The organism is Acuticoccus sediminis (genome assembly GCF_003258595.1).
GTDB classification, from domain to species: Bacteria; Pseudomonadota; Alphaproteobacteria; order Rhizobiales; family Amorphaceae; genus Acuticoccus; species Acuticoccus sediminis.
In genome coordinates, this window is the sequence record NZ_QHHQ01000002.1 from 1,163,721 (window position 1) to 1,188,142 (window position 24,422).

The following is a 24,422-nucleotide window of genomic DNA, read 5'->3' on the forward strand; positions in this document are numbered from 1 at the left end:
ATGGCCGGGGTCGTCTTCCTCGGCGACGACTTCACCGGCGCGTCGGACAGCCTCGCGACCTACGCGCGAGGCGGCTGGCGCGCGCGTCTGGTGCTGGACCCGGAGCACGGCGCCGCGGCGGACGGCCTCGACGCGCTCGGCCTGCCGACGGACCTGCGCGCCCTCGGCCCCGACAAGGCGCGGCAGGTAGTCGCCCGGCTGTGGCCCCGCATCGCCGACGCCGCGCCCCGCGTCCTGCACTTCAAGGTCTGTTCGACCTTCGACTCCAGCCCGGCGACCGGTTCCATCGGCGCCGTCGCCAGGGACCTCGCCGCCCGCTTCGCGCCCGACGTCGTCGCCGTGATCGGCGGGCAGCCGAGCCTCGGGCGGCACCTCGCGTTCGGCAACCTGTTCGCCCGCGGGCCGGACGGCGCGGTCCACCGCATCGACCGCCACCCCGTCATGAGCCGCCACCCGGTGACGCCGATGACCGAGGCGGACATGCGCGTCCACCTCGCCGCGCAGGGCCTCGACGGACTGACGCTGGTCCCGGCGGCCGCACTCGGCGATCCGGACGCGGTGGCCGCGACCCTGAGGGCGGGTCCGGTGATCTTCGACGTCGTGACCGTCGAGGACCAGCGCGGCATCGCCCGCGCGCTCGCGGCGGCGGGCGGACGGCAGCTCCTCGTCGGTGCCAGCTCCGTGGCCGAGATCCTGACCGACATGTCGGCCGGCGCACACGGGTCCGCCCCCGTCGCTCCGCCGGCGTCGGGTGCCGTGCTGCTCTTCGCGGGCAGCCGCTCGACGACCACCGCCGCGCAGGTCGATGCGGCAACGGCCTACCGCAAGCTGGCGTTGACGCCCGAGGCGCTTGCAGCGGGGACGGTGGTCCCGGAGGCGGCGGCGCTCCTGCGGTCCGGCGGGCCGGTGCTGGTCCACCTTCTTCCCGGCGGGGACTACGGCCTCTCGCCGGATGCGCTGGCGGACGCGACGAGCGCCGTCGTGGCGTCGATCCTGGCGGAAACCGACGTCGGCTACCTCGGCATCGCCGGCGGCGACACGTCGAGCCGCATCTGCGCCGGCCTCGGGTTCGAGGCGCTGGAGTTCGAGGACGGTCTGGGCGCCGGTGTCTGCGTCTGCGCCGCGGTCCACCGCGACCCGCGGCGCGACCGCATGCGGATCATGCTGAAGGGCGGGCAGATGGGAACGCCCGACCTCTTCGACCGCTTCGCCGCCCGGGCCGTCGCGGCGGCCCCCGCCGCCTCCTGACACGCCCCGCCCCGAAGCCCCCCGGGGCGTGGCCGCCGCGATCGGCGACGGGCACGAACGTGAGCCATGCTGCCATCCACGGTCTGTGGGACGGACTGGCTCGGCCGCCATCACACCTTGCGGACGGCCTTCGGGCGCCGATAGGTTTTGCTCGTCGACGATGGAGTGGCGAGTGAACGACTACGAAGACTACGATGCCACCGGGCTCGCCGCCCTCGTGGAATCGGGCGACGTCACGCCGGCGGAGTTGCTCGACGCCGCGCTCGAGCGGCTCGAGACCTGGTCCGCACTCAACGCCGTGCCCATCGTCGCCGCCGACACTGCACGGCGCCTGATCGCGGACGGGCTGCCGTCCGGCCCCTTCCGCGGCGTTCCTTTCCTTCTCAAGGACCTCGGTGCCGAGGCGGTGGACTTTCCCACCTCCAACGGCTCCCGGCTCTTCCGGAACACCCGGTGGGATCGCGACTCGGCGATCTACGCGCGCCTTGCCGCGACCGGCCTCGTCACCTTCGGCCGCACGGCGACACCCGAGAACGGAATCGGCGCCGCCACCGAGGCCACGGCCTACGGCGGCCCGACCCGCAATCCCTGGGCGCTCGACCGGACACCGGGCGGCTCCTCCGGCGGCTCGGCCGCCGCCGTGGCGGCGGGCATCGTGCCGGCCGCGCATGGGTCGGACGGCGGCGGCTCGGTCCGCATCCCGGCCTCCTCCTGCGGTCTCTTCGGCTTCAAGGCGACGCGCGGGCGGCTGCCGGACGGCCCCTACGCCGGCGAAGGCTGGGCCGGCATGGCGATCGACGGCTACCTGACCCGCTCCGTCAGGGACACCGCCCGCCTGCTCGACGCCACCTGCGGCCCGGACCTCGGCGCGCCCTACGCCGCACCGCCGCTCGCCGGCACCTTCGCGGGGGCGACGGAGCGGGCACCGAACCGCCTGCGTGTCGCGCTCTGCGACACCACCTTCACCGGCGCGCCGGTCCACCCCGCGTGCCGCGACGCGGCGCACGACGCCGCCCGGCTCCTGGAGGCGATGGGTCACGCGGTGGAGGTCGCCGTGCCGCCCGCGAACACCGAGGGGATGATGGCCGCGTGGACGACGATCGTCGCCTGCGGCACGGCGCTCGCGGTCCGCAACAAGCTCGCCAAGCTGGGCCGGTCGCTGGAACCGGGCGACGTCGAGGGCGTCACGCGCGGCGCGATCGCGGTGGCGGAGGGCGTGTCGGGCGCGGACTACCTCGCAGCGGTCGGGGCGATCCACGCCTACGGGCGCGAGATGGCCGCCTTCCTGCAACGCTACGACGTGCTCCTGTCGCCGACGCTGGCCGAGCCGCCCGCCCTCGTCGGCCGCTTCGCCCACACGACGGAGGACTATATTTCCTTCCGCACGGGGCCCGACGGCATCTTCGCCTACTCACCCTTCACGGCGACATTCAACGCCTCCGGCCAACCGGCGGTGTCGCTCCCCCTCTCCTGCCACGAAGGCCTGCCGATCGGCGTCCACCTCGCCGCCCGCTTCGGCGAGGACGAGATGCTGATGTCGCTCAGCGCCGAGATCGAGCGGGCGCGCCCCTGGTTCCACCGCCGTCCTCCAAGACCGGCCGCCTGACCTGGCCGGCCACGGTACCCCGCCCGCGGCCGGGCGAAGGGGCCTTGCCGGCATCACATCGCGGCGATCGTAGATTGCAGCAATGTAGGTTTCGGCTACCATGAGACCACGGACCACGGAGACGGGGCGGGCTCGTGGCGGGGACGCAATCCAGGGCGCGCGGGCGGCACGCGGGGACCGACGGATCCCCGACGCCGGGCCGTCTCGTGCCATCGCTCCGGTCCATCATCCAGAGAGCGAGGCTTCCGATGCTGATCCCATCGCCCACTCTCGTCATCGGAGCGTTGCTGGTCGTCGCGGGTCTGGCGTTGCTCATCGTTGCGCGGTCCGACTGGTGGGGCGCCGTCGGCCCGACCCTCGGCCACATGCGCGACAGCTTCAGCTGGCCGAAGCTCGCCTACTCCGTCGTCCTCCTCAGCCTCGTCGCGATCCTGCTGTCGGAGACCGGCCGGCTCTGGCTCGACCGGCGCACCGTGCTGGGCGCCTTCCAGTATTATTCAGGCAACACGCAGGACGAGGCCAGTGGCAAGACGGCGGCCCTGCGCATCCTCGACCGGCACGGCGAGCTGCGCCGCAAGTTCGCCGACGTGGAGCGGTCCAGCTTCGAGAACGAGCAGCGGCTGATCCCCGTCACCGGCCAGCCGATCGCGCAGCCCGAAAGCGTGCTGCAGGACGTCGAGATCAAGGTGCAGGAGATCAACCTCACCGACATCCTCGCGCGGGTTCGCCGCTGGTTCACGTCGCCGCGCGAGATCAAGGGCACCGTCTCGGTCTCCGGCACGCGCTACAACGCGACGCTCACCTTTGCCGACGCCGAGACGCGCCTCAAGAACGGCGACGTCGTCGGCTCCTCGCTCTACTTCGACGATCTCGCCTCGCTGGACGAGGTGGTCGAGGACATCGCCTGCACGCTGATCTGGATGGACGCGGCACGCGAGGAGGAGGACATCGCCACCGTCGGGCGCGACGAGTTCTGCAACTGGACGCGGCACTGGTCGGCCTATCAGTCTCTCGCCGGACGGCTGCGGCGTAACGGCCGGCTCGGCGAGGACGACACCCGCCAGGTGCGGGACGCGCTCCAGGCCCTCGGCCACGCCATCGAGCGCGGCAACGTCAGCTATCCGAAGTACTGGTCGCTGCGCGCCGACTTCGTCGACCTGCTGCCCGACGAGGATCGCGCCAGGCTCGTCGAGCAGAAGCAGCGGGACTGGCTGACCTACTACGCGCTCCTGCGGATCGACCCGCGCGACCGGCTCCGCGCCGGCAACGCGCTCACCGAGGAGGAGGCGCTCATCGCGCTCGCGCAGGCGCGGCCCGCGCTGGTGATCAACGACGGCGAGCTCGAGGCGGCGAGGGGCACGCTCTGGGAGGCGATCCTGGACCTAGAGCGGTCCCGGAGCGCGGTCCGGCGCGCGGCGAGCGCCACCGGCCTCTTCCGCATCGTCGGCCCGTCCCCGACGCCTCTGCAGGAGAGCACCCGCGGGGTCGGCTTCGCCATCGCGCCGAACCTGATCGCGACCGCCGAGGTCAACATCGTCGCCCCGTCCGTGCGTCCCAGGGGCGGCACGGAGGTGGTGGAGGTCCCGGATGACGTGGTCGCCGAGTTCGTCTTCGCCGACCAGTGGCCGCAGGACGGCGACACGACGGTCGGGCGGCTGCCGATCCGGCGCATCCTCTACCTCGGCAACGGCGGGAGCCCGGCGCTGAACCTTGCCATCCTGGAGATCGAGGGGCACGACACGACCGCCTTCCCGCCGCTCGAGATCGACCTCGACGCGGCGGCGCTCGAGCTCAACGGCTTCGTCTGCCTCGTCGGCTTCCCGGAGAACGATTCCCGCCTGCCGCGCACCTTCATGCAGGCGCTCCTCGGCAAGACCGGCGGCGGGCACAAGCGGATCATGCCCGGCCGCGTCGTGACCCTTCCCAAGCCCGGCGCTCCCCGCACGTTCTCGGCGTTCGACCGCAATGCCATCACGGTCGACGCCAGCACCAGCGGCGGGACGGCCGGCGCACCGCTCATCGACCTGCGAACCGGTCGCCTCGCGGGCGTGAACTTCGGCGGCGCCTGGCAGAACATCAAGGACGGCAAGTTCGCCTACTCGATCCCGATCGCCTGGCTGTTCCCGAACGAGCCGCTGCAGGCGGAGCTGCGCAACGGCCCCGCCGCGCTGACGCTCGACACCTTCGCCGACCGCGTCGGAGCGCAGCCCCGCGAGATCGAGGTGGCCGCCGCCGCCGCACCGGAGGTGCCGGTCGGCGTGCGCCCGGAAACCGGCGCCGAACCGGACGAAACCGGGACCGCCGACATCGTCATCGCCGCCGACCCGATGACGACGGGTGGCTACGACACCGGTTTCCTTACCGTCCCGGTCCCCCTGCCCCACCTCGTCGACACGGGCGCGGGGCAGCCTAGCGACCCCCTGAACTACGTGCACCACACGGTGGTGATGAACGTCGACCGCCGCCTCGCCTACTTCAGCGCCGAGAACGTCGATCCCGGCCAGCTCGTGCGGCTGCGCCGGGATCGCGACCGGTTCGTGCCGGACGGTCGCATCCCCGACGACTGGCAGCCCGACGGCGCCCTCTTCGCCGGGAACGACCTCGACCGCGGGCAGCTCACCCCGCGCGGCAACGTCGCGTGGGGCGACGAGGAGACGGCGCGGAACGCCAGCGCGTCGAGCTTCATGTACACCAACGTAACCCCGCAGCACGCCGACGTGAACCGCCGGAGCTGGAAGCAGCTCGAGGACGAGGTGCTGAACATCCTGCTCTCGCGCGGAGCGAAGGGGACCATCTTCTCCGGCCCCGTGTTCCGCGCCGACGACCTTGCCTACCGCGGCTTCAAGCTGCCGCGCGGGTTCTGGAAGATCCTCGTCGCGGAGGTCGACGGCGGGATGTACACCGCCGCCTTCGTCGTGCGGCAGGAGTTCGACATGCAGGGCGACCAGCTTCTCGGGCGGGGCGAGACGTTCGACGTGGTGAACAGCCGCGTCTCGGTCGCCGACGTCGAGGCACTGACGGGGCTCGACTTCGGCCCCCTGCGGGCCTTCGACGCCCTCGGCGGCGCCGGCGCGGCCGCCGCCCGCTAGGTCAGGCGTCCGTCGTGACGAGGGCGGCGAGGAAGGCGGGGCGCGCCAGCTCGGGCTGGTCGACGAAGGGGTTGCGCGTTCCCTGGGCGCCGGCGATCAACATGTTGCGGCGCCGCTCCCAGTCATCGACCGGATCCTCGGCGTGCCACCGCGCGAGGCGGGCCAGCAGCGCGTCGCCGACGTCCGCGACCGGGCCGTAGCGCAGAAGCACGTAGAACACCGCCCGGGCGACCGCCCCCTTGCGGAACGGCTCGTCCGCCATCCTCCCGTCGCTGGCGATGACCGCGGCGCGCGTCGTCGGCCGGGCGAGGGCGAACAGCGCGTGGAGGTCGCCGGCGAGAGCGCTCGGAGCGCCCCGATGCGGGGCGATCGCCCGAACCGCCGCGAGGGCGACGCCCGCCTCCTCCGCCCGCGCGATCGCCCCGTCCGCGTCGGTGAGCGGGTCGATCGAGCGGGACGGGTCGGTCGCCATGGCGGCGCGCAACCCGGCGAGTTCGTCCTCCATGACGTCGCACGCCGGGCGCGGGTCGCCGGTTATGAGGTCGCGGATCGCCCCTTCGACGGTCACGTCGAGGGAGGGATAGAGCCAGCGGTAGCGCGCCTCCGCGAAGGCGAGCGCCCCCGTCTCGTGCCGGACGAGACGCTGGCGCAGACGCTTGGCGAGGGGCCGGACCGGCCCGCCCCACAGGTCGTCGAGATCGTCCCACGTCTCGCGCCGGGCGACGTTGTCGGCGACCTTGTCGTAGTCGCCGCGCCGCGGCCCGAACCGTTCCACCAGGGAGGCCGCGACATGCGCGTCGGGCCCCGCGACCCCTCTCGGCGCATGGGGACCGTCGCCTGCGTGGGGATCGGCCGGGCGTCCCAGGCCGAGGCCCGGGCCCACGGCGACAACGGTTCCGGTCCGCACGAAGAGGTCCCAGAGGTTCATGGCGTCCGGCGGCTCGAGGCACTGGGCGAAGAGCGTCCGCTCCGACTCGCCGTCGAGGGCGGTCGCCACATGCTGGACGATCTGGCTGATCCGGGTGCCCTCGTTGCCGACGGTGACGATGCGGCTCGCGGTCTGCGGGTCGCCGGTCCACGCGCTCCCGTCGTCCAGCCTGGGCCGGTGGTCGCCGGTGAGGTCCGGCACGCCCATGTGGTGGATCGCGGCGAGCTGCCAGTAGTCGTTGAAGACCGGCGAGCCGGACGAGCCGTGCTCGGTGTCGGTCGTGTATTGCAGGAAGTCGCCGACGACGGTGACGATGCGGTTCGAGCGGACGGCCACCTGCATCCGCTCGCCGCGCGGATGCTGGATGATGTTGGCGCGCGAGCCGATCATCGTCTTGCCGGACTGGGCGATCAGCGGGCACCAGCCCCGGCTGCGCAGTTCGACCCCGTTCGACCCCTCCGGCCGAAGGGCGACGAGGGTGAAGTCCATCTCCCGGTCGGTCTTGAAGAACGTGCCCGGCTCCATCGCGAACTCGAGCGGGTCGCGCAGCTTGCCCCCGGCGGTCGTCAGGTACTCGAACTGAACGGTGGTGCCGGCGGCGACCACGTCCGACGGGATCACGTGATGGTTGGTGAGGAAGAGGCGCGGCGAGACGAGCACGCCGGACCCGTAGCTGACGCGCTGCAGGTCGAGCGGCACCTCCACCCGCGCGACGGCCCGCGCCGCGATGAGGCCCCTCTCGAAGAACTCGATCCCGGTGAGGTCGCTGCCGGCGATGATGCTCTCGTAGGTGCCGCTGAACTCCTCGGCGGCGGCGCCTTCGGCGAGCATCGTCGCCTCCTTCTCGAACCCGTGGGTCTTCAGCGCCTGGTAGAAGCGGTCCTCCTTCTCCACCTTCCACCACTGCAGCGGCTCGTGGTTGCGGGCGCGGCGGAGCTGGCGACCCAGCTCCAGGCGCTGCGCCTCGCCCTCGCGCCACCGTTCCGCGCTCGCGCGCAGCAGCGCCACCACCGCGTCGGTCCGCTGGCTGAAGTCCTGCGCGAAGAGGTCGAGGGCGCCGACGTGGCGCTCACCGTCGGGCACCGGTCTTCTCCAGCAGCTCCTTCAGTGCCGATTGGAACTCCCCGGTCGCGACGTAGCGGGCGAGCTCGTGGTGGAGGGAGCCGTCGTTGTGCACGGCGATGTCCTTCACGACCTTCCGCCCGCTCCTCTTCATGTCGTTGGCGATCTCCGGGTCGGCGGCGGCGACGATGTCCAGCCGGTCGAAGATGTTGAACCACGGCCCGTCGAGCCGGTCGGCGGGGAAACCGTTCTGGCGCGTCCACGGCAGCCGCTCCTGTACGGTGTCGAGACCGAGCGGCGAGCCGAGCGTGATGAGGCCGGAGATGGACGGGCACGACGGCTCGTCCTTCAGGAGGTCGTAGGCGATCACCGTGCCCATGGAGTGGGAGACGATGATGTTCGGCCGGCCGGGCTGCACGGTGTCCTTCAGCATCGCCAGCAGGCGGCGGCGGATCTCCTGGCGCACCCGGTAGCGCGTGCCGGGACGCGGCTCGTGGTCGACGTCGTAGAGGTAGTGGTGCACGTCGCGCACGAGGTGGCGCATGAAGAAGCGCTCGATGAAGTCCGGAACGAAAGGCAGCTCCTGGACGGTGCCGGCGTCCGCCTCGCGCACGACCTCGCCGTTGCGGACCGTCATCGTGTGCCGGCTGATCGCTTCGACGAGGCTCGCCATGCGCTCGGCCTCCTCGCCGCCCTCCGGCAGGACGACATCCTCGGCCGCGAGCGCCTCCAGCGCGGCGACCGTGCCGCCGACGAGCTCGCGCACCACCAACGGCGCGCTGTAGAGGACGTCCGCCCAGTAGAGGAGACGGGTGTCCGCCCCGGCGGCGTCGAGATCGGTGCCGCCCGCCTTGATGGCGGACTTCCAGTTGCCGAGGACGATCTCGGGCGCCGGGTGATTGCTGATCCCGTGAATGAAGACGATGCCCGCCTTCGCCTCGCTCCGGAGAAGCGCGGGGGCCTCCACGCCGCCGCGCCCGGCCGGCGCCTCGGTGCGCGCGGCGACGCGTTTCATCACCCGTTGGCCGGCCCCCTCCTCGGCCTGGTCGGCCTCGTGCAGGACCTCGGCGAAGGTGAAGAGCTGGCCGCACTCCTCCTCGATCCCGGAGAGGCTGACGAGCCGCTGGCGCCACGGCGCGTCGATCACGAACTCCAGCGGCACGCCGCCAAGGTCCTGCTCGAGGACGAAGCCGAACGCCTGCAGCGCGTCGCCGGCGCGGGCGACGATGACCTTCCAGTAGCGCCGGGGGATCTGGACGAGGATCTCGCCGTCCGTCCCGCGGCCGCGGAAGCTGCGGTCGCTCTCGGCAAGGACGGGGCCGGCGAGGACGCAGAGCCGTTCGCCCTCCGCCTGCTCCAGCACGACGTTCTCCAGCTCTCCCCAGAGGCCGCGCAGGTTCGAGCGGTTGAAGCCCTTCACCTGCGGCGAGCAGTTGGTGACGTGGAAGGTATCGCCGTTTGCAAACCGTACCGCGTCGTAGCTCGTGCCCCAGGCGACGGCCTCGCGGCGGACGATATGGCCCCTGTCGAAGGCACCGCCGTCCCGTGTGTAGAACCTGTCCGGGATCTGGTGGTCGCTCGGGATGCGCGGCTCGTCCCGCCACGCCTCGGTGTCGTTGTCGCCAAGACCGCCGAGGCCGTCGCGGCTGTAGTCGCGGCCCGGCTCGGGCTGCTTCACCTGCGCACGCGCGTCCTCGTTGGAGGCGGTGAGGAGCGCCAGACGGCGCGTGCCGTGCTGGACGATCGAGAAGTTGTGATACGGGATCGCCGTCCGCCCGTCGGCCATCGCGCTCACCGGCACACCGGCCCGCACCGCCGGCATCGGCACCTCGATTCCGAGGAAATTCGGGTCGTAGCCGGTGCGTGTCGAATAGTCGGTGTCGGTGACGGGGATGACCGCCCGCTCGATCGTCGCCCCCTCACCGGGGCCGGGCACGGCGGGCGGCGGCGCGACCGGCTGCGCGCCGAGGACCTGCGGCACCCCGACCGTGATCTCGACGTTGATGGGGATGCTGACCCTCGCGGCGATCCCGCCCGGCGCCTGGACGACGGCCTGGACGGTATCCGCCGGCCGGGCGCCGGGCGCCGCCGGCTGATCGGGCGGCTGGTATGGCGGCGTCCGCTGCTCCACCACGGGGTCGGCGCGGGTCCATGCGTCGTCGCCGGCCGTAGGCCCGCGCCGGGGCGTGCCGGCGAAGCAGACGCCGGCGTCGATCACCCGCCCGTCGCGGGCGAGCTCGGCGCTCGGAACGCCGAAGTTGGCGTCGAGGTAGGCGCCGGCGAAGTGGAGGGCGAGGACGTTGCCGGTCGCGACGTCGATCACCGCCGAGCCGGAGTTGCCGCCGAGCGTCGAGGCGTCGTGCGTCACCGCGTCGACCTGCTTGCCGTAGCTCTCCACCGTGCGCCGCACGCCGACCCGGCCGGGCTGGAGGCGCTTCACGTTGTAGACGCCACGGAACACGGTCTGCTGGACGGTAAAGTCGTTGTAGGGGCTCTGCGCCGGGTAGCCGACCACGGCGATCGGCCGGTTGTTGGCGTCCTCCGGCTGGTCGAGCGAGAGCTTCAGCACCTCGCGCCCGGCAAGGCCCGGCACCGCGATCAGCGCCATGTCCCAGTAGGGGTGGATCATCAGGACGCGCTCGACCGCGAGGATCTCGCCGGGTTCGGGACTGCCGATCTCGCGCTTGAAGTCGACCCCGGCGGTGCGGCCGGGCAGGAACTTCAGCCCCTCCCGCCCGAGGCCGGAGGCGAAGATCTCCGCCACGTGGCGGTTGGTCATCAGGATCCCGTTGCCGACGATGAAGCCGGTGCCCGCGTAGGGGTAGCTCGGATGGTTGGGGACCTCGACGCGGCCGATGGAGGGCAGCTTCGGCATCAGGACCTGATGGACGGCCGGGGCGTTGAAGCTCTCCCAGGGCGCCGGGACCGCGCCCCAGTCGTCGCCGACGATGTCCACCACCGGGCGCTCGCGGGGCAGGATGATCGCCTCCACGGCGAAGCGCTCGCGTGGGTCGAGCGGCTGGCCCTCCCGCAGCTTGCGCACGGCGCGGTCGGCGGCGGCGCCGTCGTCGACCGCCATGGTCATCCGCTCCAGCGCCGGCGCGCCCTCGGCCATCGCGGCGCCGATCTCCTCGCCGCCACCGATGCGCTCGACGATGTTGTCCTCGTCGACCTTGGCGAGGAACGCCTTCAGGCGCCGGTCAGACGGGGTCACGGTGACCTCCGTCCCGCGCGGTGGCGGTGCGGCGGCGGCCGGCGGCCGGATCGGGGGCGACGTCCGTGGGGCGGCCGTGAGGTTTCGGCTCCGCAAGACTGTCATCCGCACGACATATTGGGCGGCCGGACGCCTGGTGCGTCATGAATACGGAAAAACACATCGCAAAAGCACCGATATCGTTGAAATAACTTCAATGTATCTTCAAACGATACGCGGCACAACGCGGCTCCATCTGTGGTCGTGGCGCCGCCACGCTGGATCCCACGGTTCCATCACGGGGGTTTGAACCCTCCCCGCCGCGCCGAGACCGAGCACGACGCGCCGACGGCGCCGGCGCGCGCCGGGCGCACACGATCCGCTCACGCGCCGTCACGTCGGCGGCGCTCGATGCCGGCGGCGCGCCGGTCGCAGGTCAGGCGCCGCCGAAGGCCGTGCGCAGGGACCAGACCACGACGATGCCGGCGGCCATGGTCAGCGGCAGGCTGCGCGTCGTCACCGCGACAGCGAGGGCGACGGCGGCAGCCGCCCACTCGGTCGGCCCGCCCTTCAGGAGCGTCACGGTCACGAGGGCGGCGATCAGCGTTCCGGGCAGCGCCGCGAACGACCGCGCCCAGGTTCCGCCCGTCGGAAGCCGGGTCCCGAGGACGTAGCCCCCGAGCCGCAGGCCGAAGGTCCCGGCGGCGAGGCCCAGGATCAGCCACCAGCCGTCATTCATGGCCGCCCCTCCCGGCGACCGCCGCTCCGGCGACGCCGCCGCCGACCAGCGCCCAGGTCGGATCGATGGGTACCACCATCGTGAGCAGCGTCGCACAGGCGGCGGACGTCACCCACGGCGCGAGGTCGCCCCGCCCGCGCCACAGGCTGCACAGGATGGCGATGAAGGCGGCGGTGAACGCGAAGTCGATGCCGAGCGACCGCGGGTCGGGCAGCGTGCGCGCATAGACGGCGCCGATCATGGTGCTCGTCACCCAAACGACCCAAAGCATCATCCCGCCGCCGACGAGGTACCAGTAACCGGCAACGCGGCCCCTGGCGCGGGCCGCGTGCATCAGCGCCCAGTTCTCGTCGGACGTCAGGTGCACTCCCCAGAGGACCTGCCAGAGCGGACGGCCCGCGAACTCGATGCGCAGCGACGAGGTCATCAGGATGAGGCGCAGGTTGAGGGCGAGGCCGGCGACGAGCGCCGCCGCGACGCCCGCGCCCGCCACCAGCCGCTCCGCCGCCACGATCTGCGAGGAGCCGGCGAAGACGAGCCCACCCATCACGCCGGTCTGCCCGCCGCCGAAGCCGGCCTGCGCGGCCAGCAGCCCGAAGGCGGCGCCATACGTGGCCACCCCCAGTGCCAGGGGGACGATGTCCCGCATTCCGGAACAGAACTCCGGCCAGGGGCGCGTGTCGTTCGCTCGAGCGTCCATGGACGTCCCAGACTTGACCTGTGAATGAACAATGTTCGATTTAGTGAACGACTCCGAAGCGTTCGTCAAATCGAACGTTCGTCCATTCTGAAAGGCCGCGTGCATGGACCCCTCGGGCATCATCGCCGAAGCGATCGGGCGGGAACGGGAGCGGGCTGGGCTGAGCCTGTCGGCGCTCGCGAAGAAGGCCAGCCTCGCGAAATCGACCCTCTCCCAGCTCGAGGCGGGCAAGGGCAACCCCAGCATCGAGACGCTGTGGGCGATCGCCACCGCCCTCGAGGTGCCGTTCAGCTTCCTGTTCGAGAATGCGCCGCCGCAGAGCCGCCTGATCCGCGCCGGGGACGGCGAGGCGCTGTCGTCGGAGGTCTCGGACTATACCGCCTTCCTGCTCTCGGCGTGTCCGCCGAACGCGCGGCGCGACCTCTACCGGACCACCCTGCGCGCGGGCTCGGTGCGCGAGGCGGACCCGCACCCCAAGGGCACGATCGAGCACGCCTGGGTCGGCAGCGGCCGCGTGCGCATCGGACCGCGGGGCGCGCAGGAGGACCTCGGTGCCAACGACTATTACGCCTATCCCGGCGACGTGCCGCACACCTACGAGGCGTTGAGCAACACCGCCGTGGTCCTCCTCGTCATGGAGAGCCCGCGCTGAACGCCGGGGACGGTCGGCGCCTCATTCCGGCCCGAACCGGGCCTCGAGCAGGTCGATCTCGCGCACCAGCTTGCGCGCGGCGTCCTCCGACAGCTTGCGGGACCGCACCCGGCGGTAGATCTCGTTGCGCTCGGCGCGGATGCTGACGAGGCGCAGCTTGCGCTCGACGTCCGCGCCGCGATGGCCCTCGTCGCGCACGGTGGCCGACTTCGCCAGCGCGTCGATGCGCTGCTGGTAGAGCGTCACGAGGCGCGCCGCGGAGTCGGCGATGCGGTTGGCGTCCTCCGGCGAGTTGGCGATCTCGGTCCGCTGGACGGAGGCGAGCGCGGCGAGCGCGGCCTTGCTGGCGGCGATGCGCGCCTCATCCTCGGCCGCCTGCTCGCTGGGCTCCGGCGGGAAGCGGAGGTCACGCAGGAGCACCGGCAGGAGCAGGCTCGCCGCGATCAGCAGCACGATGATGATGCCCGCCGACAGGAAGATGGCGAGGTCTCGTCCGGGCAGAGGCTGCCCGTCGGTCAGTGTGAGCGGCAGCGTCATGATGCCGGCGAGCGTCACGGCGCCGCGCACGCCCGCGACCGTCATCGCCGCGGTGACGCGCCAGCCCGGCGCCTGCGGCCCGACACTGCGCCGGCCCATGCGGTAGAGCACGAAGCGCAGCGACGCCCAGACCCAGATGAAGCGGATCAGCGCCAACGCGAGGCAGATCGCGAAGACGTAGAGGGCGAGCCAGATCGGCTCACGGTGGCCCGCCTCGCGCACCACGGTCGCCGCGCCGTCGACGATCGTCGGAAGCTGCTCGCCGAGGAGGATGAAGACCACGCCGCTGGCGACGAAGTAGACCGTCTCCCAGACCGCCGTGCGGCGGACGCGGGTGATGGCGAGCGCGGTGCCCCGCTGCTCGGCGATGCTCATCACGACGCCGGCGGCGACCGCGGCGAGGACAGCCGATGCTCCGACCATGTCGGCCATGAAAGAGGCGCCGAACGGGATCAGCAGGCTGAGGACGATGGTCGAGCCGGGGTCCTCGCCATAGCGGCGCGCGATCCATTCCCGTCCGAGCGCGACCAGCCACGTGGTCGCGGCGCCGATGGTCACGCCGCCCACCGCGAGCCAGGCGAAGGTGCCGAGCGCGTCCACCAGCGAGAACGTCCCGCTGAGCGCCGCGGCGACGGCGAAGCGCATGCAGACGAGACCCGACGCGTCGTTGAGCAGGGACTCGCCCTCCAGGACGCGCATGAGGCGTGTGGGGACGGGCACGCGCTCGGCGATCGCCGACACGGCGAGCGGGTCCGTCGGCGAGACGATGGCCGCGAGCGCGAAGGCGATGGGAAGCGGCATCGCCGGGATCAGCCACGCGATGAAGAAGCCGACGCCCGCGACGGTGAAGACGACGAGACCGAGCGAGAGGGAAAGGATCGTCCCCCTGTCGCGCCACAGCGCCTCCTGCGAGGAGCGCCAACCGTCGCGGAAGAGGAGCGGCGGGAGGAACAGCAGGAAGAAGACCTGCGGATCCAGCGTGACGCCGAGGTCGGCGACGCCGGCGAGGATGACGCCGATGCCGATCTGCACCAGCGGCAGCGGCACATTGCCCGGCACGAGCCGCCCGCACACGGCGCTCGCGACCACCGCCGCGAGCAGGATGAGCGCCGCGTCGACGGGGATCAAAGGCCGCTCCCCGGTATCCCGGCCCGCGGGCGGGCGCGGCCCTGCCGCCTGTCCGCCGCGCGTCGCGGATCCGGGGACCGTCGTCGCGGGGATGGCAGGTGGGGCTGAAGGGGGACGCAGCCGAAGGTGGGGCGCATGGACATGATCGGGCACCGTGGGATGGATCGTCCGGACCGGCCCACGGCCCGGCGCGTTCGATCTATCTATGCCCCGCGTTTGCGGCCATCACCCGAACGTATAGGCGAGGTGCAAGATTTTTGCAGAATGCACGCATCCCGCTCCGGACGCGTGCCGCCGCCGCGAGGAGCGCGCCCGATCGGGATCGCGCCGACGCGCCTCGCCCGCGGCCCGAGGTCGGCCGGCGGCACGGTCGGAGTTGGGGAGCGACGTCGACCGCGCGCGGGCCGGCCCGCGCGCGGCGGTGGTGCCGGCGGCCTACGCTATGCCGGCCCGGACCATCGGCATGCGGGTGCCGTGGGACGGCGGGGACGGCGCTGTCCCGCGCACCGCCGGAAGCACCCGGCCGCAAACACCCGGCACGTTCGGGGCGGCCCTGCCTGCAGTGGTCGCCGCCTACCGTGCCCCCGCTATCCGATGCAGCGGGCGTGCCGGAGCGGGCCCCCTGAGGGCCGAATCGCCGGTGTCGGATGGGCCGGCGGCGAGATGCACCACAGTGCCGTTCTCCGAGCGGGCGCCGCCCGCCGGCGCGGCGGATCCCCGGACCGCCGCCTCGCCGGTCCCGCCGGTCCCGCCGGTCCGCGTGGATCCGTCCGTCCCGTCGCCGGGCGTCCGTCCGGTGGTCTCGGCGGTCGGCGTCGCGGCGAAGACGAAGTTCTTTTCCGTGAGCGCGCTCCTGGGAACGGCCGGGAGGACGATTTCCCCGCCGTCGGCGAACAGGATCACGGTCCCCCAGTCGCGCGTGCGGAGGTCGAGCCCCGCAAAGGCCGTGACGCCGGTTGCCGACACGTCGATCACGTCGCGGAACAGGTTGAACTGGGCGAGCGTCTCGACCGCGCCGCCGCCCGTGTAGACGAACGTACCGCATGCGGCGGGTGCCTGCGCGCCGCGCCCGTCGCCGCGCGGGAAGGCGCCGTCCGCCTCCCTCCTCCCGTCGCCGGCGACAGGATCGGCAGGCAGGGGCGGGACGCGGTCACGGCCATGCTCGCAAGGGAGGGGCCTGCCGCGGAGATTACCGATGAGAACGTCCGGCCGATACGCCTTCAGGAAACGCTTCATGGCTCTCGCCTCCAGAAATCGGGTGCGAGAGGCCACGCCACTCAACGGGCGTTACTTCCATCTGGAAGTATCTCGCGTCGTATGCGGCGGGGCTCTAGCAAGTCCGGCGCGGATCGGGGATGATCTATCGTCCGTTTCCAATGACCGGTCGTCCGAAACATCGGAGTGCGGCGGACGACGAGCCTTCAGGATCACCGATGGGAGATCGACCTGACGAGCGGCCCGACGCCGGGTACGATCTCCTGTCCGACGTCCTGCGCACCGTGCGGCTGTGCGGCGCGATCTTCTTCGACGTGCAGGTCGCCGACCCCTGGGTCGCCGCCGCGCCGGCCACCAGCCTCATCGGCGACACGGTGATCGCCGACGCCCAGCACGTCATCGAGTACCACGTCGTCATCGAGGGGACCTGCTGGGCCCGGCTCGCCGATGACGGCGAGCCGCCGGTCGCCCTCTCCGCCGGCAGCATCGTCGCCTTTCCGCACGGCGACCCGCACGTCCTCGCCAGCCACCCCGACCTCGGCGGCGCGCCGGACCTTGCCGCCTACGAGACCGCGAGCCGCAGCGAGACCGTGCCGTTCGTCCTCAACTACCAGGAAGGCCGGGACCGGACGGCACGGATCCTGTGCGGCTTCCTCGGCTGCGACGTGACGCCCTTCAATCCGCTGATCGCCGCCCTGCCCCGGATGGTCCATGTCCCCGGCGCCTACGGGCGGACCGAAGACGATCTCCTCCCCCAGCTGATCCGCGCGACGGTGCGCGAGGCCAACGCGAAGGGACCCGGCAGCCGCGGCGTCCTCGCCAAGCTGAGCGAGCTGATCTTCATCGAGATGATCCGCCGCTACGCGCGGACGCAGGACAGCACCGTCGCGGGGTGGCTGAGCGGCGCCCGCGACCCGATCGTCGGCCGCGCGGTGCAGTTCCTCCACTCGGACCTCACCCGCGCGTGGACCGTCGCCGATCTCGCGCGGGAGGTCGCCGTCTCCCGCACCGTCCTGTCGGAGCGCTTCACCGCGATCCTGGGCCTAGGGCCGATGACCTATCTCGCCAACTGGCGCATGCAGTGCGCGGCGAACCTCCTGCGCGCCAGCCCGAAGCCGCTGTCGCAGATCGCCGTCGAGGTCGGCTACGAGTCCGAGGCCGCGTTCAGCCGCGCGTTCAAGCGCGCCACGGGCATCTCCCCCGCGCACTGGCGTCGCGACACCTGAGGCGATCCGGCCGGCGCGTGCGGCCGATGCCGCGCCGCCGCAGCAGGACGATCACGAGCGCGCGATCGACCTGCGGATACCCGTTTGGCTGTGTTCGCCGGCCCCGCCGTGCGCAATAATACGACCAAGCGACGGAGCGCCGCCGCCGTCGAGATGGCGCGACCTAAGGTCCGCCCCATCGCCTTGCCCCGACCGGTCCCGAAGGGTCCGGCCCGGGCGCCGGCGCGAACCGCCAGCGGCCGCTCCGACGTGCCCCGTGCGAAGGCACGCACGTCCGACCGACGGCCGCGCGGCGACGTTGCACCGCACACACGGAGGTCCGCCACACCTGGCTCAACATTCCGGGTCTATCCGCCCCGAAGGCGGGAGCGACAATCCTTCATTTTTCAGCATGTGACGGTAATCGATGAACATTCATTTGAAGCCCCAGCCCGACGAGGCTGCCCGCGCCAGCGCCGCCGCGATCCGCCGGGACAACGCCAAGGCCATCACCGCCGGCCGGCCGCGCGTCGATACGAAGCCGAACGGCGAGATCAACCGCTACGGCACACCGCTGACGAACTACCACAAGGGCCTGCCCCACGATGCCTACGGCGTCGTCGATCTCCATGCCTTCAAGGCGTTCGTGACGGCCCTCAACCGGGAGGGCGTCGCGCCGGGCACCAACGCCGAGTTCGACGTGCCGCTCGGACCGGTCGATGCCGGCGGCGCCTGGCCCGGCCACCGCAATTCCAGCACCGCCGTGCACCGCTTCTACAGCGTGGTCGCTGACGGCAGGGCGCCGCAGGTGCGCAACTGGGAAAGCCCGCTCGCCGGCCACGTGTTCGACCTCGAGGGACCGGACGCCGGCTCCGTCGGCATGGCCCCCGCCCCGCGCCTGCCCTTCTCCGAGCTCTGCGCCGAGATGGCCGAGCTCTACGCCATGGCCTTGCTGCGCGACGTGCCGTTCGCCAGTTTCACGGACCCGGACGCGACCGCCCCGACCTACGACGCGAACGGCAACGCGACGCCGCAGAACCCGTCGAGCGTCACCGTCGGCGCCGTTCAGCAGGCGCTCGCCGGGCTTTCCTGGCTCGATCCGGAGCAGACGCCCTACAGCTCGGACGGCACCAAGACGCTGAACGAGCATGAGGAACGCCGCCGCAACGCGCGCTTCAAGAACGGCCAGTTCACGCCGCACGAGCTCTTCCGCGGCTCTACCCACGGCGCCAAGGAAGGCCCCTACCTCTCCCAGTTCATGCTGATGGGGTCGGCCTCGCTGCGCGGCGACCAGACACCGCCGGAGGTGGCCTCGCTCGGCGCCGACCCGGGACAGGACGCGCCCGTGCCGTCGAAGCGCACCGTAAGCGCACGCGACCCGCGCACCACCGCGCCGCTGACCCTGCAGCCGGGCGTCGAGGCACCGGTCGCCGCGGAGGACGCAGGCGCCTTCCGCGCCGGACGCGGCGGCCCGCCCGCGCCGGCGACCTCGGCCGGGCTCGGCTTCGTCACCTACGGCGCGCAGTCGATCCACCAGCGCATCAGCGCGCAGCGCCCGGGCCGCGACTACATGACGGACTGGCCGCTCTGGCTCGACGTCCAGAACGGCGCCGACACGCGCGAGAACCAGACCTTCTTCGCCGACGCGAAGGCGCGCTTCATCCATACGCCGCGCGCCCTCGCCACCTACGTCCACTTCGATGCGCTCTACCAGGCCTACTTCGTCGCCTGCCTGCTGATGCTGGACGGCAAGGTGCCGTTCGACCACGGCTTCCCGAGCGGGCCCTACCACGCCACCCGCGGCTCCTTCGCCACGTTCGGCGGACCGCACATCCTGTCGCTGATGACGGAGGTGGCGACGCGCGGCCTCAAGGCCGTCCGGCGGCAGAAGTTCCAGCACCACTTGCGCGGCCGGCCCGAGCAGCTTGCCGCCATGCTGACGCTGGCCGCCTCCGGCCATGCGGACGCGGCGTTCGGCGCCCACGCGGAGGAGACGAAGCACCTCAAGCAGATGGTTTCCGAACTCCAGCCGCTGCTGACGCTCGTCGCCCAGCACAACGCGGCGCAGAACGCGCAGCCGACCTTCCCCCGCCGCGCCACCGAAGCCGAGGCGAACGGCGACGGCGGCCTCGACCACTGGGCCGGGTTCGAGATCGCGGCGGACAAGAACTACCTCCTGCCGATGGCCTTCCCGGAAGGCTCGCCGATGCACGCCTCCTACGGCGCGGGCCACGCGACCGTCGCCGGTGCCTGCATCACGATCCTCAAGGCGTTCTTCGAGATGTCCTCGTACGCGATCGACGGCGAGAAGCACCTCGCCTCGCCGCTCGCCGATCCCACCGTCGTCGCCGCGAAGGCGTCGGCGGAGGGCCTCTTCGAGGGGCGGACCTTCGCCAGCGTGTACCCGCACCTCGGCGGCAAGCTCTTCCAGCCGCCGCGGTCCGACGATCCCGCCGCGCACGTGATGCTGGCCCCCGAGGTCGACGACCCGGGCGTCACCCTCCAGGGCGAGCTGGACAAGCTGGCGGCGAACATCTCGATCGGCCGCAACATGGCGGGCGTCCACTACTACACGGACTACTACGACAGCCTGCGCCTGGGCGAGCGTATCGCCGTCGGCATCCTGCAGGAGCATATGTCCACCTATTCGGACCCGCTGACGATGCGCCTGCCCACCTTCGACGACGACTGCATGGTCATCAGCGGCGACGGCAAGGGCGGCGGCTCGGTGCACCTCATCGAGAACGGCGCCCTCGTTCCCTCGGACGCGTGGTGGACGCGGCACGTGCCGGCGTAGACCGGCGCACATGCCGAGGGGGCCGGACGTGCCGTCCGGCCGGCTGAGGCAAAGGCGGCGCCACCGGGCTTCACGCCCGGCGGCGTTCTCTCTCCCGTTCCAGATGTCAGCAATCGGATGTTCGCGATGATGACAGACGACATGTCGGTCCTCCTGTCCGGAGCGATCCTGAAGGGCAGCGGTCACGAGGCGGCGGCGCGCGCCCTCGAGACGATGACAAGGGACGGCGCGAGCCTCGACGCGGTGCTGGCCGAGCGCGACCGCGCCGCGCAGCAGGAGGGCCTGCCCCTCGTCGCGGCCGTCCTCGTTCCGGTGCTGATCGAGGCGACGAGGTCGTTCTGGAAGGCCTACGCGACCCGGATCATCGAACGGGTCGCCAAATATGCCGGCGACGTCACCGTCGACACCTTCCGGGCGTGGTTCCTGGATGCGGACGAGGACGAGCAGCAGCGCCTGTCCGACGCGCTCGTGGAAAAGATCCGCAAGGCGGGCGCGGAGCGGGGTCTCAAGGCGGACGACATCGACGCGCTCATCGACGCGGCGCAGCCCGACAGGCTGGCCGAGTCCCTCGCCGACGCCTGACGTCGTGACCGGCCGTCACGACCGCTCGAAGACGCGCGGCTGGTAGTGGGGCGCGATGTCCGCCGTCCGCTGCCACGTGGCGGCGACGGCGTCGGCGTAGGCGAGCGCCGGAGTGGCATCGCATTCCAGCATGCTGAGCGCCGCCTTCGCGGCCTCGGGCGCGGACGCGAGGGCGTTGGCGAGACCCTGGCTCGCGATCGGGTCGAAGCTCGCCGCCGCGTCGCCGACAGCGAGCCACCCCGGCCCGCACGCGAGCTTCAGCCGGCTCGGTGTCGCGTCGGCGACCCGGAGCCGCGCATCGCAGAGGGTCTCCGCCGGGAGGCCGAGCGCATCGGCCATCACGGCGAGACGGTCCCGCCCCGCGCCACGCCGAAGGTCGCCGGTGTCGCTTCCCAGAAGCGCGAACGACAGGCCCGACGGCGCGGCCACGGCATACCACCACCCACCCGCCGCCGGATCGCCCGGCGGCGTCGCCCGGTCGAAGGCGGCAACGACGAGCGTCCCGGCGCGGATGGCCGCGTCGCACGTGCCGCACAGCGCGATGAGCCGGTGTCCCGCAACACGTCGCGCGCTGACCTGACGGGCAACGCGCGCCGCCCGCCCCGTCGCGTCGACGACGACCGCCGCGCGGACGGTCTCTCCGGCGTCCGTCCCGAGGCGCCAGCCGTCGGCGCGGGTCAGCCGCATGACGCGTGTCGCCCGTCGGACGGTGACTCCGGCCGCCTCGCACCGGGCGAGGAGCATCACATCGAAGCGAGGCCGGTCGACGACGAAGCCACGGCCTCCCGGCGCGCCGATGAGCGGTTCGGTCTCCACCGGCCGGCCCGGCCAGCGCCGCACGATGGCGTGGAGGGGACGGGCGAGGTCCGGATCGCCCTCCAGCCTCTCCAGAAGGTCCAGCGCCGCCAGCGCCGGGACGGCGTTGGGGGTCAGCACCTCGCCCGGCGCAGGACGGTGCGGGACCCTGGCGTCGCGCGCGTCGAGCAGGACGACGCGGCAGCCCATCCCGGCGAGGATCGCCGCCGTGGCGGCACCCGCGGGTCCGCCACCGGCGACCGCGACGTCATAGACCCCTCGCCCGGCCGGCCGAACCACCGTCAGACCTCGCCCTGACGGAACCGGTGCCGTGGCGGCACGACCGGCTCGGCCGGCGCGGGGCCGGCCGCCTCGACCACGGGCGCCTCCCCGACGAGCCCCTCGACGGCATCGACGAAGTCGATCTTCGGGTCAGACCCCGCGTTGCGGCGGTCGCGGCCGACCTCGACATGCAGCACCCCGGGAAATCCGTCCCCGACGAGAGCCCGCGGGGCGGCGACCGGTTCCACCACGCCGAGCGTCTGCCAGAGCGCCACCATGTTGTTGATGCGCTCGCGGTAGGAGCGCCCCCGCACGTCCCGCAGCCAGTCCTCCCGGTGGAACGCGTGCTTCAGGCGCTGCAGCGGCAGCGCCTCGTCCGCCGGGCTGGAGGCGCGTCCGAAGGAGGCGCTGGAGAGCACCTGCTCGGGCACCCGCGTCCCCCAGAAGCTCGGAAACGACAGGTACGTGCTCGGCGCGTAGTCCGCCGAGGAGTTGCAGGAGGCCTCGTCGGTCTGCCAGGGAACGCCCAGCCAGCGGGTCAGCGCGCCGGGACCGGCGGCGGCGTTCGGGCCGTTCGGGCCGAGGCACGTGTCGCGCGTCAGCGTCTCGCCGAAGTCCTGCCGCACCGGCGTGCCCTCCGGCACGAGATGGAGGCGGTAGGCGTCGCATTCCCTCGGTGCGGCGGTGTGGGACCGCGCCCAGAGGGACGCCCGCCGCATCGGCCAGGTGAGCTCGATCCCGGGATGGAAGGGCCCGCCGAGGCACTCCGTCAGTCCCGCCCGGTTGAGATGCCCGACCTGCTCCGCCGGCGGAAGCGAAGCGAATTCGGGAAGGCGCGGCGGGTCGAGCGTCCCGGCGGTGAAATCGCCCGCCGCCCATCGCGTCAGGTGGGCATACTGCGTGGCGGTCACGGTCAGGAACTCGATCCCGGGGTCGTTGGTCTCGCCCGTCAGGTCGCCGTAGATCATCGGCATCTGGGCCTGCGAGGCGGGGCCCGGCCCGGCCGGGTCGCGGAACAGGGCGAGCACCCGCTCCCGCCACCCCCGGTTGGCCGGAGCGGCGTCGGCGAGGCGCGCCACGACCTCCCGGTTGCGCGCGTCGAGCGGGGAGCCGACGCCGTGGGCGACGAGGAAGCCGTGGTTGATCCACTGCATGCCCGTCAGCCGGTCGAAGATCGGCCAAACGTCCTCGGTGAAGCGGGTCGTTGCCGGTGCCGGCAGCCAGCCCTCCGCCATGAACGTCTCGCGCACCGCGTCGTCCATGGTGACGAGGCCGAGAAGGCCCGGCGCGTAGTTCGGCGGTGTGACCACGACGTACCCCGGCGCGGCCTCGAACGGCGTCCCGGCCACGGTGACCGTCGCGCGGACCGGCCCGTCGGCGATGTCGTCGTGCCAGCCGTCGTTGTTGGCGAAGGTGACCGCCGCGGTTCCGGGGATCATCGGCGCGGAACGGCCGTGGCCGCCGAGGACGAGAAGCCGCCCGTCGCCGTCGGTCCGGATCTCGCCGAGGTCGACGCGGCGGCCCGCGAACGTTCCGTCGTCGAAACGCTGCGGAGGGGCGTTCGCGCCGGCGATGGTCCGCGCACCGGGCCGGATGTCGAGCGCGGCGCGGTCCGGGAAGGCCGCGTTTCGGCGCGCCGCGGGCGCGACGTACTGCGCCGGAAGGTCCATCGCGACATTGAAGGCGTACCAGCCGGCCTTCAGGTTGGCGACCTCGACCCGCCACGCGATAGCGACGTCCGGACCCTGGACGAGTTCGACGATGTCGCCGGAGGTCAGCCCGGCGTAGATGCGGAAGCGGACCGCCTGGCGCCTGATGGCGCCGGATGCGCTCTGGTAGCCGCCGCGCGGGTCGGACGGCGCGCCGATCACCTCCGGCGCGAGAACGTAGTCGTCGGCTCCGGTCGCATCGCCGAGGCGGGCGATGCCGATCGGCGGGTAGACGGCGACCCAGGCGATGTCGTCGGGGGCTACCGATGTCATGGCGTCCTGTCGTCGAAGCGGAGGTCGACGGTATCGTCCGCCACCACCTGCTCCTCGAAGCCGGTGGAGCGCAGGACCCGCACGCGGGCCCGCTCGGCGCCCGGGAACTGGTTGCGGTCGATCTTCATGTCGGCGGTCGGGCGGCCGACGGCGATGGTGTGCCAGGTGCTCTCACCCTCCGGCAGCACCTCGACGGTGAACGTCACCCCGTCGGCAGGCGCCATCTTCATCCGCGGCGACATCATCCGCGCGTTCTCGCCCGGAAGGCCCGGGCCGAGATCGACGCCAGGGGCCTCGGCATGAGCGCCCGCGCCCGGCGCCTGCATCGCCGCCCCGGGTCTGAAGGTGTCGACGGTCTCGCCCGAGAGCTTCAGCTCCAGCGCGACGGTTCCGGCCGGCACCGGGATCTTCGTGTCGATCAGCGCCTCGGACGGGTCGTGGGCGTCGCTCGGAAGCTGGGCCGGGACGGCGGTCTGCGACAGCGTCGCGCCGGCGGCGTTCTTGGCGAAGATCTCGATCATCGGCGTCTTGCGCGGCCGTTCCAGGCGCGGCTGCGTCTCGGCCGCCGTCGTCGGCGCACGGCTCGACGGCAGGACGTAGAGGATCTTGCCGGCCTTCTTCGCAAAATCCAGGCTGCCGATGACCTGGACCACGCGCTCGGGATCGTCAGGCATGCTCGTGT

16 protein-coding genes are annotated in these 24,422 nt (G+C 72.3%); 7 read left to right on the top strand and 9 right to left on the bottom strand.

The window, feature by feature from the left end; translation table 11 throughout:
• The 3 genes from DLJ53_RS13150 to DLJ53_RS13160 all read left to right on the top strand — a co-directional run bounded on the left by DLJ53_RS13150 (window position 1) and on the right by DLJ53_RS13160 (window position 5,943).
• Window positions 1-1,248 (top strand): four-carbon acid sugar kinase family protein, encoded by a 1,248-nt coding sequence (locus tag DLJ53_RS13150; RefSeq protein WP_111345804.1) that lies wholly within the window; start codon window positions 1-3, stop codon window positions 1,246-1,248.
• A 172-nt stretch (window positions 1,249-1,420) separates the two neighbouring features.
• Entirely contained in the window at window positions 1,421-2,854 is a 1,434-nt protein-coding gene (locus tag DLJ53_RS13155) for an amidase (RefSeq protein ID WP_244935063.1), read from the top strand.
• A 248-nt stretch (window positions 2,855-3,102) separates the two neighbouring features.
• The gene (locus tag DLJ53_RS13160; protein WP_111345807.1) at window positions 3,103-5,943 is read left to right on the top strand and encodes a DNA/RNA non-specific endonuclease; all 2,841 of its coding nucleotides are present in this window, start codon (window positions 3,103-3,105) and stop codon (window positions 5,941-5,943) included.
• A 1-nt stretch (window position 5,944) separates the two neighbouring features.
• On the opposite strand, the gene DLJ53_RS13165 is transcribed toward DLJ53_RS13160, so the two are convergent.
• The 4 genes from DLJ53_RS13165 to DLJ53_RS13185 form a co-directional block, all read right to left on the bottom strand.
• On the bottom strand, window positions 5,945-7,954 hold the full coding sequence (locus tag DLJ53_RS13165) for a trypsin-like peptidase domain-containing protein (RefSeq protein ID WP_111345809.1): 2,010 nt from the start codon (window positions 7,952-7,954) through the stop codon (window positions 5,945-5,947).
• Window positions 7,941-11,147: a DNA/RNA non-specific endonuclease gene (locus DLJ53_RS13170; RefSeq protein ID WP_146619946.1), complete on the bottom strand. Its 3,207-nt coding sequence runs from the start codon at window positions 11,145-11,147 to the stop codon at window positions 7,941-7,943. The genes DLJ53_RS13165 and DLJ53_RS13170 overlap by 14 nt, the downstream gene beginning before the upstream one ends.
• 415 nt (window positions 11,148-11,562) lie before the next feature.
• Window positions 11,563-11,865, bottom strand: coding sequence for an AzlD family protein (locus DLJ53_RS13180; protein WP_111345815.1), 303 nt, complete (start codon window positions 11,863-11,865; stop codon window positions 11,563-11,565).
• Complete coding sequence (locus tag DLJ53_RS13185) at window positions 11,858-12,514, bottom strand: AzlC family ABC transporter permease (RefSeq protein ID WP_211100584.1); 657 nt, start codon at window positions 12,512-12,514, stop codon at window positions 11,858-11,860. Before DLJ53_RS13185 ends, DLJ53_RS13180 begins: the two co-directional genes overlap by 8 nt.
• Before the next feature lie 154 nt (window positions 12,515-12,668).
• Between DLJ53_RS13185 and DLJ53_RS13190 the strand changes: the two genes are divergently transcribed.
• Entirely contained in the window at window positions 12,669-13,217 is a 549-nt protein-coding gene (locus DLJ53_RS13190; RefSeq protein ID WP_111345819.1) for a helix-turn-helix domain-containing protein, read from the top strand.
• Window positions 13,218-13,238: 21 nt separating this feature from the next.
• On the opposite strand, the gene DLJ53_RS13195 is transcribed toward DLJ53_RS13190, so the two are convergent.
• Window positions 13,239-14,882, bottom strand: a complete 1,644-nt coding sequence (locus DLJ53_RS13195; RefSeq protein ID WP_111345821.1) for a Na+/H+ antiporter — start codon at window positions 14,880-14,882, stop codon at window positions 13,239-13,241.
• Window positions 14,883-15,455: 573 nt separating this feature from the next.
• On the bottom strand, window positions 15,456-16,118 hold the full coding sequence (locus DLJ53_RS13200; RefSeq protein ID WP_111345823.1) for a hypothetical protein: 663 nt from the start codon (window positions 16,116-16,118) through the stop codon (window positions 15,456-15,458).
• A gap of 197 nt (window positions 16,119-16,315) precedes the next feature.
• On the opposite strand from DLJ53_RS13200, the gene DLJ53_RS13205 reads away from it, so the two are divergent.
• From DLJ53_RS13205 to DLJ53_RS13215, 3 genes are all read left to right on the top strand, one after another.
• Window positions 16,316-17,323: an AraC family transcriptional regulator gene (locus DLJ53_RS13205; protein WP_162409176.1), complete on the top strand. Its 1,008-nt coding sequence runs from the start codon at window positions 16,316-16,318 to the stop codon at window positions 17,321-17,323.
• A gap of 406 nt (window positions 17,324-17,729) precedes the next feature.
• On the top strand, window positions 17,730-20,099 hold the full coding sequence (locus DLJ53_RS13210; RefSeq protein WP_146619947.1) for a phosphatase PAP2 family protein: 2,370 nt from the start codon (window positions 17,730-17,732) through the stop codon (window positions 20,097-20,099).
• Window positions 20,100-20,225: 126 nt separating this feature from the next.
• Window positions 20,226-20,681: a hypothetical protein gene (locus DLJ53_RS13215; RefSeq protein ID WP_146619948.1), complete on the top strand. Its 456-nt coding sequence runs from the start codon at window positions 20,226-20,228 to the stop codon at window positions 20,679-20,681.
• 15 nt (window positions 20,682-20,696) lie between these two features.
• Here DLJ53_RS13215 and DLJ53_RS13220 read toward each other — a convergent pair whose 3' ends face one another.
• The 3 genes from DLJ53_RS13220 to DLJ53_RS13230 are packed head-to-tail and all read right to left on the bottom strand — an operon-like array spanning window position 20,697 to window position 24,414.
• A complete protein-coding gene (locus DLJ53_RS13220; protein WP_162409177.1) occupies window positions 20,697-21,776 on the bottom strand; it encodes an NAD(P)/FAD-dependent oxidoreductase in 1,080 nt (359 codons plus the stop codon).
• Window positions 21,777-21,778: 2 nt separating this feature from the next.
• The gene (locus tag DLJ53_RS13225) at window positions 21,779-23,740 is read right to left on the bottom strand and encodes a LodA/GoxA family CTQ-dependent oxidase (protein ID WP_111345832.1); all 1,962 of its coding nucleotides are present in this window, start codon (window positions 23,738-23,740) and stop codon (window positions 21,779-21,781) included.
• Complete coding sequence (locus DLJ53_RS13230; RefSeq protein ID WP_111345834.1) at window positions 23,737-24,414, bottom strand: hypothetical protein; 678 nt, start codon at window positions 24,412-24,414, stop codon at window positions 23,737-23,739. Before DLJ53_RS13230 ends, DLJ53_RS13225 begins: the two co-directional genes overlap by 4 nt.
• Window positions 24,415-24,422 lie beyond the last annotated feature (8 nt).